The organism is Alphaproteobacteria bacterium, from assembly GCA_019635875.1.
In the GTDB taxonomy this organism is placed as follows: Bacteria; Pseudomonadota; Alphaproteobacteria; order Reyranellales; family Reyranellaceae; genus JAFAZJ01.
The window spans coordinates 225,504-237,911 of the sequence record JAHBYP010000007.1 but is presented as its reverse complement, the minus strand read 5'-3'; the positions used below and the strand labels follow the sequence as shown (position 1 = coordinate 237,911).

11 protein-coding genes are annotated in these 12,408 nt (G+C 70.9%); 7 read left to right on the top strand and 4 right to left on the bottom strand.

Going from position 1 to position 12,408, the window contains the following annotated elements; all coding sequences use genetic code 11:
* Positions 1 to 116: 116 nt before the first annotated feature.
* Genes KF889_23660 through xerD form a run of 3 tightly spaced genes read left to right on the top strand, consistent with a single transcriptional unit; the run spans position 117 to position 2,828 of the window.
* On the top strand, positions 117 to 263 hold the full coding sequence (locus tag KF889_23660; GenBank protein MBX3502452.1) for a hypothetical protein: 147 nt from the start codon (positions 117 to 119) through the stop codon (positions 261 to 263).
* The gene (locus KF889_23655) at positions 244 to 1,836 is read left to right on the top strand and encodes a hypothetical protein (GenBank protein ID MBX3502451.1); all 1,593 of its coding nucleotides are present in this window, start codon (positions 244 to 246) and stop codon (positions 1,834 to 1,836) included. The genes KF889_23660 and KF889_23655 overlap by 20 nt, the downstream gene beginning before the upstream one ends.
* Before the next feature lie 2 nt (positions 1,837 to 1,838).
* On the top strand, positions 1,839 to 2,828 hold the full coding sequence (gene xerD / locus KF889_23650; GenBank protein ID MBX3502450.1) for a site-specific tyrosine recombinase XerD: 990 nt from the start codon (positions 1,839 to 1,841) through the stop codon (positions 2,826 to 2,828).
* Positions 2,829 to 2,837: 9 nt separating this feature from the next.
* Here the strand turns inward: xerD and KF889_23645 are convergent, their stop codons facing one another.
* Complete coding sequence (locus tag KF889_23645; protein MBX3502449.1) at positions 2,838 to 4,316, bottom strand: SLC13/DASS family transporter; 1,479 nt, start codon at positions 4,314 to 4,316, stop codon at positions 2,838 to 2,840.
* Between the two features lie 225 nt (positions 4,317 to 4,541).
* Here KF889_23645 and KF889_23640 point away from each other — a divergent pair, with 225 nt between their 5' ends.
* From KF889_23640 to KF889_23630, 3 genes are all read left to right on the top strand, one after another.
* On the top strand, positions 4,542 to 6,188 hold the full coding sequence (locus KF889_23640) for a Na/Pi cotransporter family protein (protein ID MBX3502448.1): 1,647 nt from the start codon (positions 4,542 to 4,544) through the stop codon (positions 6,186 to 6,188).
* A gap of 65 nt (positions 6,189 to 6,253) precedes the next feature.
* Positions 6,254 to 7,234: a CoA ester lyase gene (locus tag KF889_23635; GenBank protein MBX3502447.1), complete on the top strand. Its 981-nt coding sequence runs from the start codon at positions 6,254 to 6,256 to the stop codon at positions 7,232 to 7,234.
* 37 nt (positions 7,235 to 7,271) lie between these two features.
* The gene (locus KF889_23630) at positions 7,272 to 8,231 is read left to right on the top strand and encodes an acetyl-CoA carboxylase carboxyltransferase subunit alpha (protein ID MBX3502446.1); all 960 of its coding nucleotides are present in this window, start codon (positions 7,272 to 7,274) and stop codon (positions 8,229 to 8,231) included.
* Between the two features lie 124 nt (positions 8,232 to 8,355).
* Here the strand turns inward: KF889_23630 and KF889_23625 are convergent, their stop codons facing one another.
* From KF889_23625 to KF889_23615, 3 genes are all read right to left on the bottom strand, one after another.
* Positions 8,356 to 8,901, bottom strand: coding sequence for a hypothetical protein (locus tag KF889_23625; protein MBX3502445.1), 546 nt, complete (start codon positions 8,899 to 8,901; stop codon positions 8,356 to 8,358).
* Between the two features lie 197 nt (positions 8,902 to 9,098).
* The gene (locus tag KF889_23620) at positions 9,099 to 10,271 is read right to left on the bottom strand and encodes an AI-2E family transporter (GenBank protein MBX3502444.1); all 1,173 of its coding nucleotides are present in this window, start codon (positions 10,269 to 10,271) and stop codon (positions 9,099 to 9,101) included.
* 128 nt (positions 10,272 to 10,399) lie between these two features.
* Entirely contained in the window at positions 10,400 to 11,092 is a 693-nt protein-coding gene (locus tag KF889_23615) for a hypothetical protein (protein ID MBX3502443.1), read from the bottom strand.
* Positions 11,093 to 11,375: 283 nt separating this feature from the next.
* Between KF889_23615 and cobS the strand changes: the two genes are divergently transcribed.
* Positions 11,376 to 12,356 (top strand): cobaltochelatase subunit CobS, encoded by a 981-nt coding sequence (cobS, locus tag KF889_23610; GenBank protein ID MBX3502442.1) that lies wholly within the window; start codon positions 11,376 to 11,378, stop codon positions 12,354 to 12,356.
* The last annotated feature ends 52 nt before the right edge of the window (positions 12,357 to 12,408 follow it).

Here is a 12,408-nt window from a genome sequence, read left to right as displayed (position 1 = left end):
AGTGTCCCGCCCTATATCGCCGCTTGGCCGTGATCGCACAAGCGGCGGCGTGAGGCGCGCCCCATGCCGGCGCGCCCCGGTTCATCCCTCTCTATCCACCTGCGAGTACCGACAATATGTCGAGACTGGGCTTCGGTACGATCCTCCTCGGCTTTCTCCTGGTGCTGGCACTGGCCGGCTTCGTGATGCTGGCGATCATCGACGTGCCGCCCCCCACGCGCAGCATCGAGATCCAGATCCCCCATGACCGCTTCTCGCGCTAGCGCCGTCGTCGCGACGCTGGTCGGCTGCGTGCTGTCCTGGGGTGCCGTGCAGGCCCAGGACACGCCGCAGCGACACGTCATGCCGCCGTCGGCGCCAAGCAATCCGCTCGACCGGATCGGCCTGGTCGACACGCGCAGCGCCGGGGTCCCGGGCTGGACGTGGCACGGCACGTCGATGGCCGAAGCCCGCGCCCTGGTCCTGGGCCTGCCTTCGGCGCCCCAGTCGCGGGTCCTGCGCGACCTGCAGTTCCGCCTGCTCACTGCGGGGCCGGCGCCGCCCCGGCCCGATGGCGCGCTGCCGCTCCTGTTCAGCCTGCGCGTCGAGAAGCTGGCGGCGATGGGCGAGGCCGAGAACGCCCACGAGCTGCTGCGCCTGGGCAGCGGCGGCGAAGGACCGATGACGGCGCAGATCGTGACCGAGGCGCTGATGCGCGCGCGACAGCGCGACAGCGCCTGCGGGCGCGTCAAGGCGGCGGTCGAGCACATCGACAAGACGTGGTGGCGCCAGGCGGCGGTCGTCTGCCATCTGCACGCGCGCCGCAACGAGGCGGCGCGCGCCGGGCTCGATGCCCTGCGCGGCCAGGGGGACGCCGGCTTCATCGCGCTGGCGGATCGGATCCTGAACGGCGCAACGGCGCCGTCGGTGAGCCCGACCGAGGACGGCCTGATCCTGGCGCTGATCGACATCGCCGGCCTGCCGACGCCGCTGACCGGCTCCGATTCGCCGGGCGTGCTGCGTGCGGCGATCGAGAACCGGGCCATCCCCCTGGCGCATCGCGTCGAGATCGCCGAGCGCGCCGAGCGCGCCGGCGTGACCGAGCCGGACCGGCTCGCCGAGTTCTATGGCGAGCTCTCGCGCGGGCTGAAGGAATCGGCGGCGACCTCGCCGACGGCCTGGCGCGCGGTGGTCTTCGCCCAGGCGCAGGGTGCGGCGAGCAACGAGCAGCGCGTCATCCTCGCCCACCGGCTCTATCAGGTGTCGTACGACACCGCGGGCAGCGCCATCCGCGCGCTGTCCCCGGCGATCGCCGCGGCACGGCCGACGCCGGCGCATGCCGAGTTCGCCGCCGCGGGGCTGCGCGCCGTGCTGACCCTGGAGCGCTTCGATCGCGCCGCCGAGTGGTTCGCGGCGGCACGGGCCGGCGCCGCGCAGCAGACCGATGATCGCGTGGCGCTGCTGGCGCCGCTGGCCGCCATCGCCGGGCTCGGCAACCGCGTGCCGCTCGATCCCGAGCTGATGCAGCGCCGCGCCGCGCTGCGCCCGCGCACCGCGCCGACCCTGCATGCGGTGCTGTCGGCGATGAACGCGGCCTCGCGCGACGCACTGGCCTCGCTCGCGCCCAGCGCCGCCGAGGACACATCCGATCCGGCGATCGCCGCGCTGCTCGCCGCCGCGCAGGCCGAGCGCTTCGCCGAGACGATCTGCCGGGCCGCCGCGCTGGCCGGATCGACGCCGCTGGCCAGCCTGGAGCCGGCGAAGGTCGCGGCCATCCTGCGCGCCTTCATGCGCATCAAGCGTGTCGATCTGGCGCGCTCCTTCGCGCTCGAATACGCGATCCTGGCGGGGCTGTAGCCATGGCCGCCCGCCCGCGTGCCCCCGCCCGGCTGCGCGATCGTCGCGGCCGCCGCCCGCGCGAGGGCCCGCCGCGCGACCCGCAGGTCGAGATGTTCATCGAGATGCTGGTCGCCGAGCGCGGCGCGGCGCGCAACACCGAGCAGGCCTATGGCCGCGACCTCGACGACCTGACGGGCTTCCTGGCGCGGCGCAGGATGCGGCCGCTCGACGCCGACACCGATGCGCTGCGCGCCTACATCGCCAGCCTGCGCCACGCCGGCATGGGCGCCGGCACCGCGGCACGGCGGCTCTCGGCGATCCGCCAGTTCTATCGTTTCCTGCTGGCCGACGGCCGCCGCCCCGACGATCCCTCGGCGACGCTCGATTCGCCCAAGCTCGGCCGGCCGCTGCCCAAGGTGCTGTCGACCGGCGAGGTCGCCGCCCTGATCCAGGCGGCGCACCGACGCGACGCGACCGAGGGCCTGCGGCTCGCCGCGCTGCTCGAGCTGCTCTACGCCGGCGGGCTGCGCGTGTCGGAGCTGGTGAGCCTGCCGCTGGCCGCCGTCGAGCGCGACCCGCGCGCGCTGATCGTGCGCGGCAAGGGCAACAAGGAGCGCCTGGTGCCGCTGGGCGAGCCGGCGCGCGCGGCGATCTTCGCCTGGCTGGGCGCGCGTGGCGCGACGCTCAAGCCCGACCAGTCCTCGCCCTATCTCTTCCCTTCGCGCGCCGCCGAAGGCCACCTCACCCGCCAGCGCTTCGGCCAGCTGCTCAAGGAGCTGGCGATCGAGGCCAATCTCGACCCGCGCCGCGTCTCGCCGCACGTGCTGCGCCACGCCTTCGCCAGCCATCTGCTGGCGCATGGCGCCGACCTGCGCAGCGTGCAGATGATGCTCGGCCACGCCGACATCGCCACGACGCAGATCTACACCCACGTGCTCGACGAGAAACTCAAGGCGCTGGTCCAGGACCACCATCCGCTGGCGGGCGGCGGCACGCCGGACAAGGAGTAGCGCGGAAGGCTATTTCAGGGAGCCGAGCAGCGGCGATGCGAACCACGCCGCGAGGGAGACGAGCGCGACGGACAGAATGTTCATGGCAATTCCCGCGCGCACCATATCGACGACGCGCACGTGACCTGTCGCGAAGACGAGCGCGTTGGGTGGCGTCGCCACCGGCAGCATGAAGGCGCAGCTCGCGGCCATGGCCACCGCCGCCGACAGGGTCACGACATCCATGCCGTGGGCGCCGGCGATCGCGCCGACGATCGGCAGGAACGCCGCGACCGTCGCGGTATTGCTGGCGAGCTCGGTCAGCACGACGACGCTCGTCGTCAGCACGAGCAGGAACGCGGGCGCCGGCATGCCCTCCAGGCCGGCCAGGCCGCCGCCGATCCAGGCGGCGAGCCCGCTGGAATCGATCGCCGCGGCCAGCGACAGGCCGCCGCCGAACAGGATCAGGATCTGCCAGGGGATGTCGCGCGTTTCGCGCCAGACCAGCAGGAAGCGGCGATCGGCAGGCTCGCCGCTGGGGATCACGAACAGCAGCGCGGCGCACAGCAGCGCGATGCCGGGATCGCTCAGCCCCTCGAGGCCCGGCAGGCGGTTGAGGAACGGCCGGCCCACCCACAATCCCGCCGCCAGCAGGAAGAGCGCGCCGAGGCGCCGCTGGGGGGCCGTGAGGCCGCGCCCGACCGACCCTTGCCCGAGCACGCCACCGTCTCCGTCGAGCTTCGCGAGACTGTGCCCGAGCGGAAAGACCAGGCGGGTCAGGATCAGCCAGGCGAGCGGCAGGAAGACCGCGACCAGCGGCATGGCCATCGCCGACCACGCGACGAACGACAGATCGATGTGGTGTCGCTCCAGCAGATAGCCCGCCAGCAGCGCGTTGGGCGGCGTGCCGATCAGCGTGCCGACGCCGCCGATGCTCGCCGCGTAGGCGAGGCCAAGCATCAGCGCGCGGGCGAAGCGCCGGGCGTCCTCGCCGGGTCCGGCGGCTTCCTCGACGGCGGCGATGATCGACGATGCCACCGGCAGCAGGAGCACGACCGCCGCGGTGTTGCTGATCCACATCGACAGGAAGGCCGCCGCGCACATGACGCCGAGAACCAGTCGCCGCGGCCCGCCGCCGATCGATCGCACGGCGACATGCGCCATGCGCACGTGAAGCCCCCACCGACTGGCCGCCGCCGCCAGGAGGAAACCGCCGAGAAAGAGATAGACGAGCGGGTTGGCGTACGGCGCCGCGGCGCCGCCGATGTCGGCGATGCCCATGATCGGCAGCACGATCAGCGGCAGCAGCGCCGTGACGGCGATCGGCACCGGTTCGGTGCTCCACCAGATCGCCATCATCAGGGCGAGGCCGAGCGTGCGCCAGCCGGCGACCGGCAGCCCGGCGGGCGCCTCGATGACGAGCGTGGCGCCGAATGTCACGATCCCCGCGACCAGCCCGATGGCCGCCGGCAGGCTCAACAGCGGCGCGGGAGTCGTGCTGCGTTCCATGACGGGCGACACTAACGCGTATTGCGCGTGGATCGAATCACTCTGTCATGCCGAGCGCAGCGGGGGAATCCAGCAGGGGCACGTGTTCGGGCTTGGCTCTGACCGAACGAATCGCCGAGGCGAAACAGCGCGCCCGCGGCCCGTCCCGCGCTTCGCGTGGATCGCCCTGGCTTGCTATCGTGCCCGCGACGCACGCACGCCGCTCGCCGCTTCGGAGACAACGCCTTGACCGTCACGGACCTCGCCTCCCTGCTCGGCGGCCTCGGCCTGTTCCTGCTCGGCATGTGGATGATGACCGACGGCCTGAAGCTGGCGGCCGGCAGCGCCCTGAAGAGCATTCTCGAGACCTGGACGAGCTCCGCCGCCCGCGGCTTCATGACCGGCGTGCTGATCACGGCGATCGTGCAATCCTCGAGCGCCGTGACCGTCGCCGCCGTCGGCTTCGTCAACGCTGGCCTGCTCACCCTCAAGCAGGCGCTCTGGGTGGTCATCGGAACCAATGTCGGCACCACGATGACCGGCTGGCTGGTCGCGCTGGTGGGCGTCAAGGTCGAGGTCGGCGCGCTCGCGCTGCCGCTGATCGGCATCGGCATGCTGCTGCGCATGGCGGCGCGCGGACGGGTCGAGCTGGCCGGCGCGGGACAGGCGCTCGCCGGATTCGGCGCCTTCTTCCTCGGCATCAGCGTGCTGCAGGACGGGTTCGCCGGCATGTCCGGCCGCATCACGGAGCTCAATCTCGAGCACTACGACTGGTCGACGATCGCCGCCTTCTTCGGCCTCGGCGCCCTGCTCACCGTCATGACCCAGTCGTCGAGCGCGGCGATCGCCCTGACGTTGACCGCGAGCGCCACGGGCGGCGTGCCGCTGCCGCTGGCCGCCGCCGCCGTCGTCGGCACGAATGTCGGCACGACCTCCACCGCCCTGTTCGCGGCGCTCAATGCGACGCCTCCGGCCCGGCGCGTGGCCAGCGCGCACATCCTCTTCAATGTCATGACCGGCGTTGTCGCCATGGCGCTGCTGCAGCCGCTGCTGTTCGCGTGCCGGCTTGTCGCGGGGTGGACGGGCGCGGGCGACGACGTTCCGACGACCCTGGCGCTCTTCCACACCGGCTTCAACCTGCTGGGCGCGGCGCTGATGTGGCCGGCCGGCGAGCGCATCGTGCGCCAGCTGGAGCGGCTGTACGTTTCCGCCGCCGAGAAGCTCGCGCAACCGCGCTTCCTCGACGCGACACTGATCGGCGTGCCGACGCTGGCGCTGCGCGGTCTGGTCCTGGAACTGGAGCGCATGACCGACATCGCCTTCCGCGCCGCGCGCGTGCGGATCGCCGCGATGCCCGGCGCCCACGCCATGCCGACGGGCGAGCGCGACGCGCTGGCGCAGCTCGCGCGTCAGGCCCGGTCGTTCATCGGCAGGCTCAGCGGCAACCCGCTGCCCGAGGACGTCGTCGCCGCCCTGCCGGATCTCATCCGGGCAACGCAGCATCTCGACGATCTCGGCGCCCTCACCCCTGGCCTGGCGGCCGCCCCGCCGCGGGCCGATATCGCCATGCGCAACGAATGGCAGGAGCTGCGGGCGGCCGCCCTGCACAGCCTCGAGATGCGTTCCGGGGTCGAGGCAGCGTCATTCGACGACGAGATCCGGCGAGTGGACACCGCCTATCAGCGCGTGAAGGCCGACCTGTTGCGGACCTGCGCCGCCGGCCTGCTGCCTGTCGAGGCAATGGAGGACGCGCTGGACCAAGCGCGGACATTGCGGCGTAGCGCCGACGTGGCGATCAAGGCGCGGCGGCGGCTGTCGGCGTGGGTCGAACGCGTCGGCGCCCATCCCCAGGATGGCGCCGAGGCGCCGGCGGGTGACGGGACACGCCATTGACTCAAGCCGGCCTTTCCCTCTTATTGCGCCGCACCTTCGCAAGTGCAGCATAGGGAAAGAGCCCCATGAGCTTCACGATCGCCGAGCCGGCGCCCGCGCGCCTGAACCGCAGCGAGCTGGCCGTTCCGGGCAGCCGGGTCGAGCTGTTCGAGAAGGCCGCCAGGGGCCCGGTCGACGTGATCTTCCTCGACCTCGAGGACGCCGTGGCGCCCGACGCCAAGGACCAGGCGCGCAGGAACGTCATCCAGGCGCTCAACGAGGTCGACTGGCGCGGCAAGACCCTGTCGCTGCGCATCAACGGGCTCGACACCCACTGGATGTACCGCGACGTGATCGACGTGCTGGAGGGCGCGGTCGACAAGCTCGACCTGATCATGATCCCCAAGGCCGGCACCGCCGCCGACATCTACGCGCTCGACATGCTGGTCACCCAGATCGAGACCGCGACGAAGGCGAAGAAGCGCATCGGCTTCGAGATGATCATCGAGACCGCGCTCGGCATGGCCAACGTCGAGGCCATCGCCGGCGCCAGCAAGCGCAACGAGTCGCTGCATTTCGGCGTCGCCGACTACGCCGCCTCGACCAAGGCCAAGACGGTGAACATCGGCGGCCCGCACCCGCAATACGGCGTGCTCACCGACAAGGATTCCGAGGGCAGGCGCGACTTCGTCTGGGCCGATCCCTGGCACTACGCGATCTCGCGCATGGTGGTGGCCGCCCGCGCCCATGGGCTCAGGCCAATCGACGGGCCGTTCGGCGATTTCTCCGACCCCGAGGGCTTCCGCGCCCAGGCCAACCGCGCCGCGGTGCTGGGCTGCGAGGGCAAATGGGCGATCCACCCCTCGCAGGTGGCGCTGGCCAACGAGGTGTTCGGGCCCTCGAAGGAGGAACTGGCCAAGGCCAGGCGCGTTCTGGACGCCATGGTCGAGGCCCAGGCCGCCGGCAAGGGCGCGGTGGCATTGGACGGAAAACTGATCGACAATGCCTCGATCAAGCAGGCAGAAGTCCTGCTCGGCATGGCGCGCCGTCTCGGGATCACGGCCTGAGGCCAGCGTCGGGCCATCCCGGGAGTAGAAGCGCCGTATGCCGACCTATCTCGACTTCGAGAAGCCCATCGCTGACCTTGAAGGCAAGATCGCCGAGCTGAGGCATCAGGGCAGCGGCGAGTCCGAGGGCATCGACATCGCCGACGAGGTCAGCAAGCTGCAGGCCAAGGTCGACCGCCAGATCCGCGCCACCTACGCCAAGCTCACCGCCTGGCAGCGCGTGCAGGTGGCGCGCCACCCCGAGCGGCCGCACGCCACGCACTACATCGCCGGCCTGGTCGAGGAGTTCACGCCGCTGGCCGGCGATCGCGGCTACGCCGAGGACGCTGCGATCATGGGCGGGCTGGGCCGCATCGCCGGCCGCCCGGCGGTGATCATCGGCCAGGAGAAGGGCGACGACACCGAATCGCGGGTGAAGCACAATTTCGGCATGGTGAAGCCAGAGGGCTACCGCAAGGCGCAGCGCCTGATGCAGCTGGCCGACCGCTTCGGCCTGCCGGTGGTGACCTTCGTCGACACCGCCGGCGCCTATCCCGGCATCGACGCCGAGGAGCGCGGCCAGGGCGAGGCGATCGCCCGCTCGATCGAGGTCTGCCTCGATCTGCGCGTGCCCCTGGTGAGCCTGGTGATCGGCGAAGGCGGCTCGGGCGGCGCCATCGCCATCGCCGCCGCCAACCGCGTGCTGATGATGGAGCACGCGGTCTATTCGGTGATCACCCCCGAGGGCTGCGCTTCGATCCTGTGGCGCTCGGCCGACAAGGCGCAGGAAGCCGCCGAGGCGATGCGCATGACGTCGGACGACCTGAAAAAGCTCGCGGTCTGCGACGAGATCGTGCCCGAGCCCGTCGGCGGTGCGCACCGCGACCCCGAAGCCGCGGTCAAGGCCGCCGGCGACGCCATCGCACGCCACCTCGCCGACCTCGAATCGCTCGACGGCGACACCGTGCGCCGCGCGCGGCGGGACAAGTTCCTGGCGATGGGCCAGATCGGGTTGTAGTCGCACATCATTTGTGGGCTGTCTTCGGGCCGCGCCGCTCCAGCGGCGCTCATGATGCGTCGCTGGAGCGACGCGGCCCAAACGCGCTGAAAGCCGCTGCCTGGACGGTGCGCGCCCGGGAGCCTCAGCTTCCGCCCGCCACCTGCAGCCGCAGGATCAGCACGTTGATCTCGTCCTGCAGCCGCGCGAACCGGCCGCGCAGGGTGGTGATCTGCGCCGCGGTGTAGGCGTATTCCGGCACGTTGGAGTCGCCGGCGGTGAAGCCGGTCGGCACCAGGTAGCTGCCGTCAAGCGCGCCGGGGCGGAACAGCACGGCGATGCCGTGCACCACGTCGTCGCGGCGCTGGGCGGCGTGGCCGCAGGCCTCGATCAGGCGGCGACAGGTCGCGCTGTCCTCGCTCTCGCCGTCGGCGAAGCGCATCTGCGCCGCCGCGCCCAGCCGGGCGTGGCGCGCGCGCGGATCGCGGTCCGAGGCGTAGACGCTCCAGGCGGTGTGCGGCGCGGCGCCGTCGAGCGCGGCGTAGAGCCGACCGAGCGCGATCTCGACCATCGACCATTCGCTGAGCGCGCGGCCGACGGCGACATAGATGTCGTCGACGTCGATGTCGCCATGGCGATTGGCTGTCGGCCGGGACCAGAAACGCGGGTCGAGTACATCGTCGGACGACACGGGGGACGACACGGGCAACCATGGAGGTGGTGGAACGCGGTGCCCACTCTATCGCAAAGCTAGGGCGACGCGCGCGGAATCAGATTCGCCCGTCACCCTGGGCGTAGCGATCACTCTGTCATCCCGAGCGCAGCGAGGGATCCAGGCCAACCGTAGATCCCTCGCTGCGCTCGGGATGACAGTTGGATCGGATCGGCCTATGCCTTGGCGACACGCTTGCGGCGCAGGCGGTCGTATTGCGGGTTGAACTTGGGCTCGGCGCCGACCAGCTCGGAGACGAAGCGCAGCTGCGGCACGTGGCGGCCGAGCACGGCGAGGCAGACGGTGAGCGGCGTGCTCAGCATCAGGCCGATGCCGCCCCACACCGCGCCCCAGAAGGCGGCGGCGAGCAGCAGCACCAGCGGCGACAGCCCGGCGCGGCTGCCGTAGAGGATCGGCTCGACGAGGTTGCCGATCACCAGCTCCAGCCCGAGGAACAGCACCAGCACGAGGATCGGTACCAGCCAGCCATCGCCCACGGCGATGGCCACGAGAAGCGGGCCGATCGAGGCCAGCGGCACGCCGGCATAGGGCACCAGGCGCAGCACGGCGCCGACCAGGCCCCAGAGCAGCGCGTTGGGCACGCCCAGCGCGAACAGGCCCAGCCCGATGACGACGCCGAAGGTGGTGTTGAGCGCCAGCATGGCCTGCAGGTAGCGGCCGATATTGAGCACGATGTCGTCGAAGGCGGCGCGTACGTGCTCCATGCGGCTCTCGCCGAAGGAGCGCGACAGGCGGTGGGCGAATTGCTCGTGCTCGAGCAGCAGGAAGACCAGCAGCAGCACGGCCAGGCCCAGGCTGATCGCCGGATGGGCGATGCGGCCGATGATGCCGCCGGCGATCTCGCCCGGCGTCAGCGGCGGCGCCTGCACCTGCACCGCGACCGGCGGCGCGCCGCCGTCGGGCGGCCTGGGCGCCGGCGCGGCGCTCTTCTCCAGGTCGCGGCCCAGGCGCTGCAGGGTGGCGGCGGCCTGGCCGATCACACCCTCCTCGGGCAGGTCGCGGGCGATGGCGCGCAGCTTCACGCGCATGGAGAATTCGTATTTCGGCAGGTCGCGCGCGAGATCGGCGACCTGGGTGCCGATCACCGCGGCGACGAAGGTGAAGCCGCTCACCAGCAGGCTGACACAGAGGACCACGGTGGCCACGCGCGGCACGCCGGCGTGCTTCAGCCGTTGCACCAGCGGCGCCAGGGTGGCGGCCAGCAGCCCGGCCGCCGCCAGCGGCACCAGCAGATCGGCGCCGTAAACCAGGCCGGCGATGACCAGCGCGCCGCAGATGAGGAAAGCCGCCAGCGGCACGAAGGCCGACGAAAGGAACGTCGAGCGCATCAGGCAGTCCGGTGACGGGACGCGGGCATCGCGACCCCCCAGACAACGCCCGGCGCGGCCAAAGGTTCAGCGGCCACAATCCGGACATCGGCCCGCCGTCGACGTCGTTGGGGCGGCGGCGCGCCCGCTCACATGACCGGCGTTTCCCAGCTGTCCTCGGCGACGATGCTGCGATCGACCTCGCGGCCGCCCTCGAAGATGCGGAACCACTTCATGCGCACGCTCGACTCGCCCCAGTGGCCGGCCAGCATGACGGCGCCGAGATAGGTGCGCAGACTGTCGAAGACCATGCCGCGAACGCCATCGACGACGTACAGGCGACCGCCCATGCGCAGCATGACGAAGTGGTGGGTGCGTCGCACGGGGCTGAGCTCGCGCACGGTCTTGGCATTCGGCGCATCCGGCGAGCCCTCGACCAGGATGGGCTGCAGCTCCGGATAGTTGCGCCAGGCGTCGCGCAGCAACGTGGCCAGCGTGTAGGTCTCGTAGACCCCGTGCGCGCCGCGCTTCTGGCCGAGCTGATAGCGGCTGAGGCCGCTTGTCGCCGCCGGCATGACCCGGCCGGTGCACAACCAGTTGGCAACCGCTTCGGCGATCTGACCGCTGGCGAAGGCCGGGCCGTCCTGTGGGAACGAGCGGGCCAGCATCCAGTTGCGCTCGTACGAAGGCGCCCGGGCGATGCCCGCCGACAGCAGATTGGTGCAGCGCTCCACCAGCTTGCGCCGCGGCCCGCGGGTCGAGCGCTCGACGGACGAGCGCACCGGATCCTGAAGGCCGTCGATCCCGGAGAAGTCCCGGGCGCCCATGGCGACGATTTGCATGGCGTGATCTCCCTTTTGCACCTGTCGCCACCTTGCGCCGGCCGTGTCACGTTCCCATCTCGCGGGCGTGCCTTTCATGTCTCGTGTGTAACGCCGTCAGGAATTGTCCGCATCGCGCTGCAGCAACGGGGCAAGGGCTTGATCGGGCTGGGGAATTGCCCCCTCGGAAGGGCATGCCAGCAAGCGGAATATCGCGACGATTGCGCGCTTGCAGCGCTGTAGCCGCCCTGCCATCCTCCGCTCCCCCGGCGTCCCGCCGGGGTTTCCACGTTTGGATTTTGTGATGACGTCCGCTTCCGGCCAGCAAGTACCCGATACCACCGTTTCCGTTCGCGAGGCGTTCGGCATCGACAGCGACATGAAGGCCCCCGCCTTCAAGACGCCGACCGAGCACGTTCCGGTGCTCGATCCCGACTACCTGTTCGACCACGACACGACGCTCGCGATCCTGGCCGGCTTCGCCCACAACCGACGTGTGATGATCCAGGGCTATCACGGCACCGGCAAGTCGACGCATATCGAGCAGGTCGCGGCGCGGCTGAACTGGCCGTGCATCCGCGTCAACCTCGACAGCCACATCAGCCGTATCGACCTGATCGGCAAGGACGCCATCGTCCTGAAGGACGGCAAGCAGGTGACCGAGTACCGCGAGGGCATCCTGCCCTACGCGCTGCAGTCGCCGACCGCCCTGGTGTTCGACGAGTACGACGCCGGCCGCGCCGACGTGATGTTCGTGATCCAGCGCGTGCTGGAGGTCGAGGGCAAGCTCACCCTGCTCGACCAGAACAAGGTGATCCGCCCGCACCCCTCGTTCCGGCTGTTCTCGACGGCCAACACCGTCGGCCTGGGCGACACGACCGGCCTCTATCACGGCACGCAGCAGATCAACCAGGGCCAGATGGACCGTTGGTCGATCGTCACGACCCTGAACTACCTGCCGCACGACCAGGAAGTCGGCATCGTGCTCGCCAAGTCGAAGACCTACGACACCGATGCCGGCCGCAAGACCGTCAACAACATGGTGGCGCTGGCCGACCTGACGCGCGCGGGCTTCATTGCCGGCGACATCTCGACCGTGATGTCGCCGCGCACGGTGATCACCTGGGCGCAGAACGCCGAGATTTTCGGCGACATCGGCTTCGCCTTCAAGCTGACCTTCCTCAACAAGTGCGACGAGGTCGAGCGCACCACCGTCGCCGAGTACTACCAGCGCTGCTTCGGCAAGGAGCTGCCGACCGGCCACGGCAAGGCCAAGCTGCACTGAGGCGCGGGAGCGCGTCGTGGCGACAACCAGCAAAGACTCGACCCCGATCGAG

Coding starts and splice junctions, on each gene's coding strand:
- KF889_23660 (MBX3502452.1), top strand. CDS start 117: ATGTCGAGACTGGGCTTCGGTACGATCCTCCTCGGCTTTCTCCTGGTG.
- KF889_23655 (MBX3502451.1), top strand. CDS start 244: ATGACCGCTTCTCGCGCTAGCGCCGTCGTCGCGACGCTGGTCGGCTGC.
- xerD (MBX3502450.1), top strand. CDS start 1,839: ATGGCCGCCCGCCCGCGTGCCCCCGCCCGGCTGCGCGATCGTCGCGGC.
- KF889_23645 (MBX3502449.1), bottom strand. CDS start 4,316: ATGGAACGCAGCACGACTCCCGCGCCGCTGTTGAGCCTGCCGGCGGCC.
- KF889_23635 (MBX3502447.1), top strand. CDS start 6,254: ATGAGCTTCACGATCGCCGAGCCGGCGCCCGCGCGCCTGAACCGCAGC.
- KF889_23630 (MBX3502446.1), top strand. CDS start 7,272: ATGCCGACCTATCTCGACTTCGAGAAGCCCATCGCTGACCTTGAAGGC.
- KF889_23620 (MBX3502444.1), bottom strand. CDS start 10,271: ATGCGCTCGACGTTCCTTTCGTCGGCCTTCGTGCCGCTGGCGGCTTTC.
- KF889_23615 (MBX3502443.1), bottom strand. CDS start 11,092: ATGCAAATCGTCGCCATGGGCGCCCGGGACTTCTCCGGGATCGACGGC.
- cobS (MBX3502442.1), top strand. CDS start 11,376: ATGACGTCCGCTTCCGGCCAGCAAGTACCCGATACCACCGTTTCCGTT.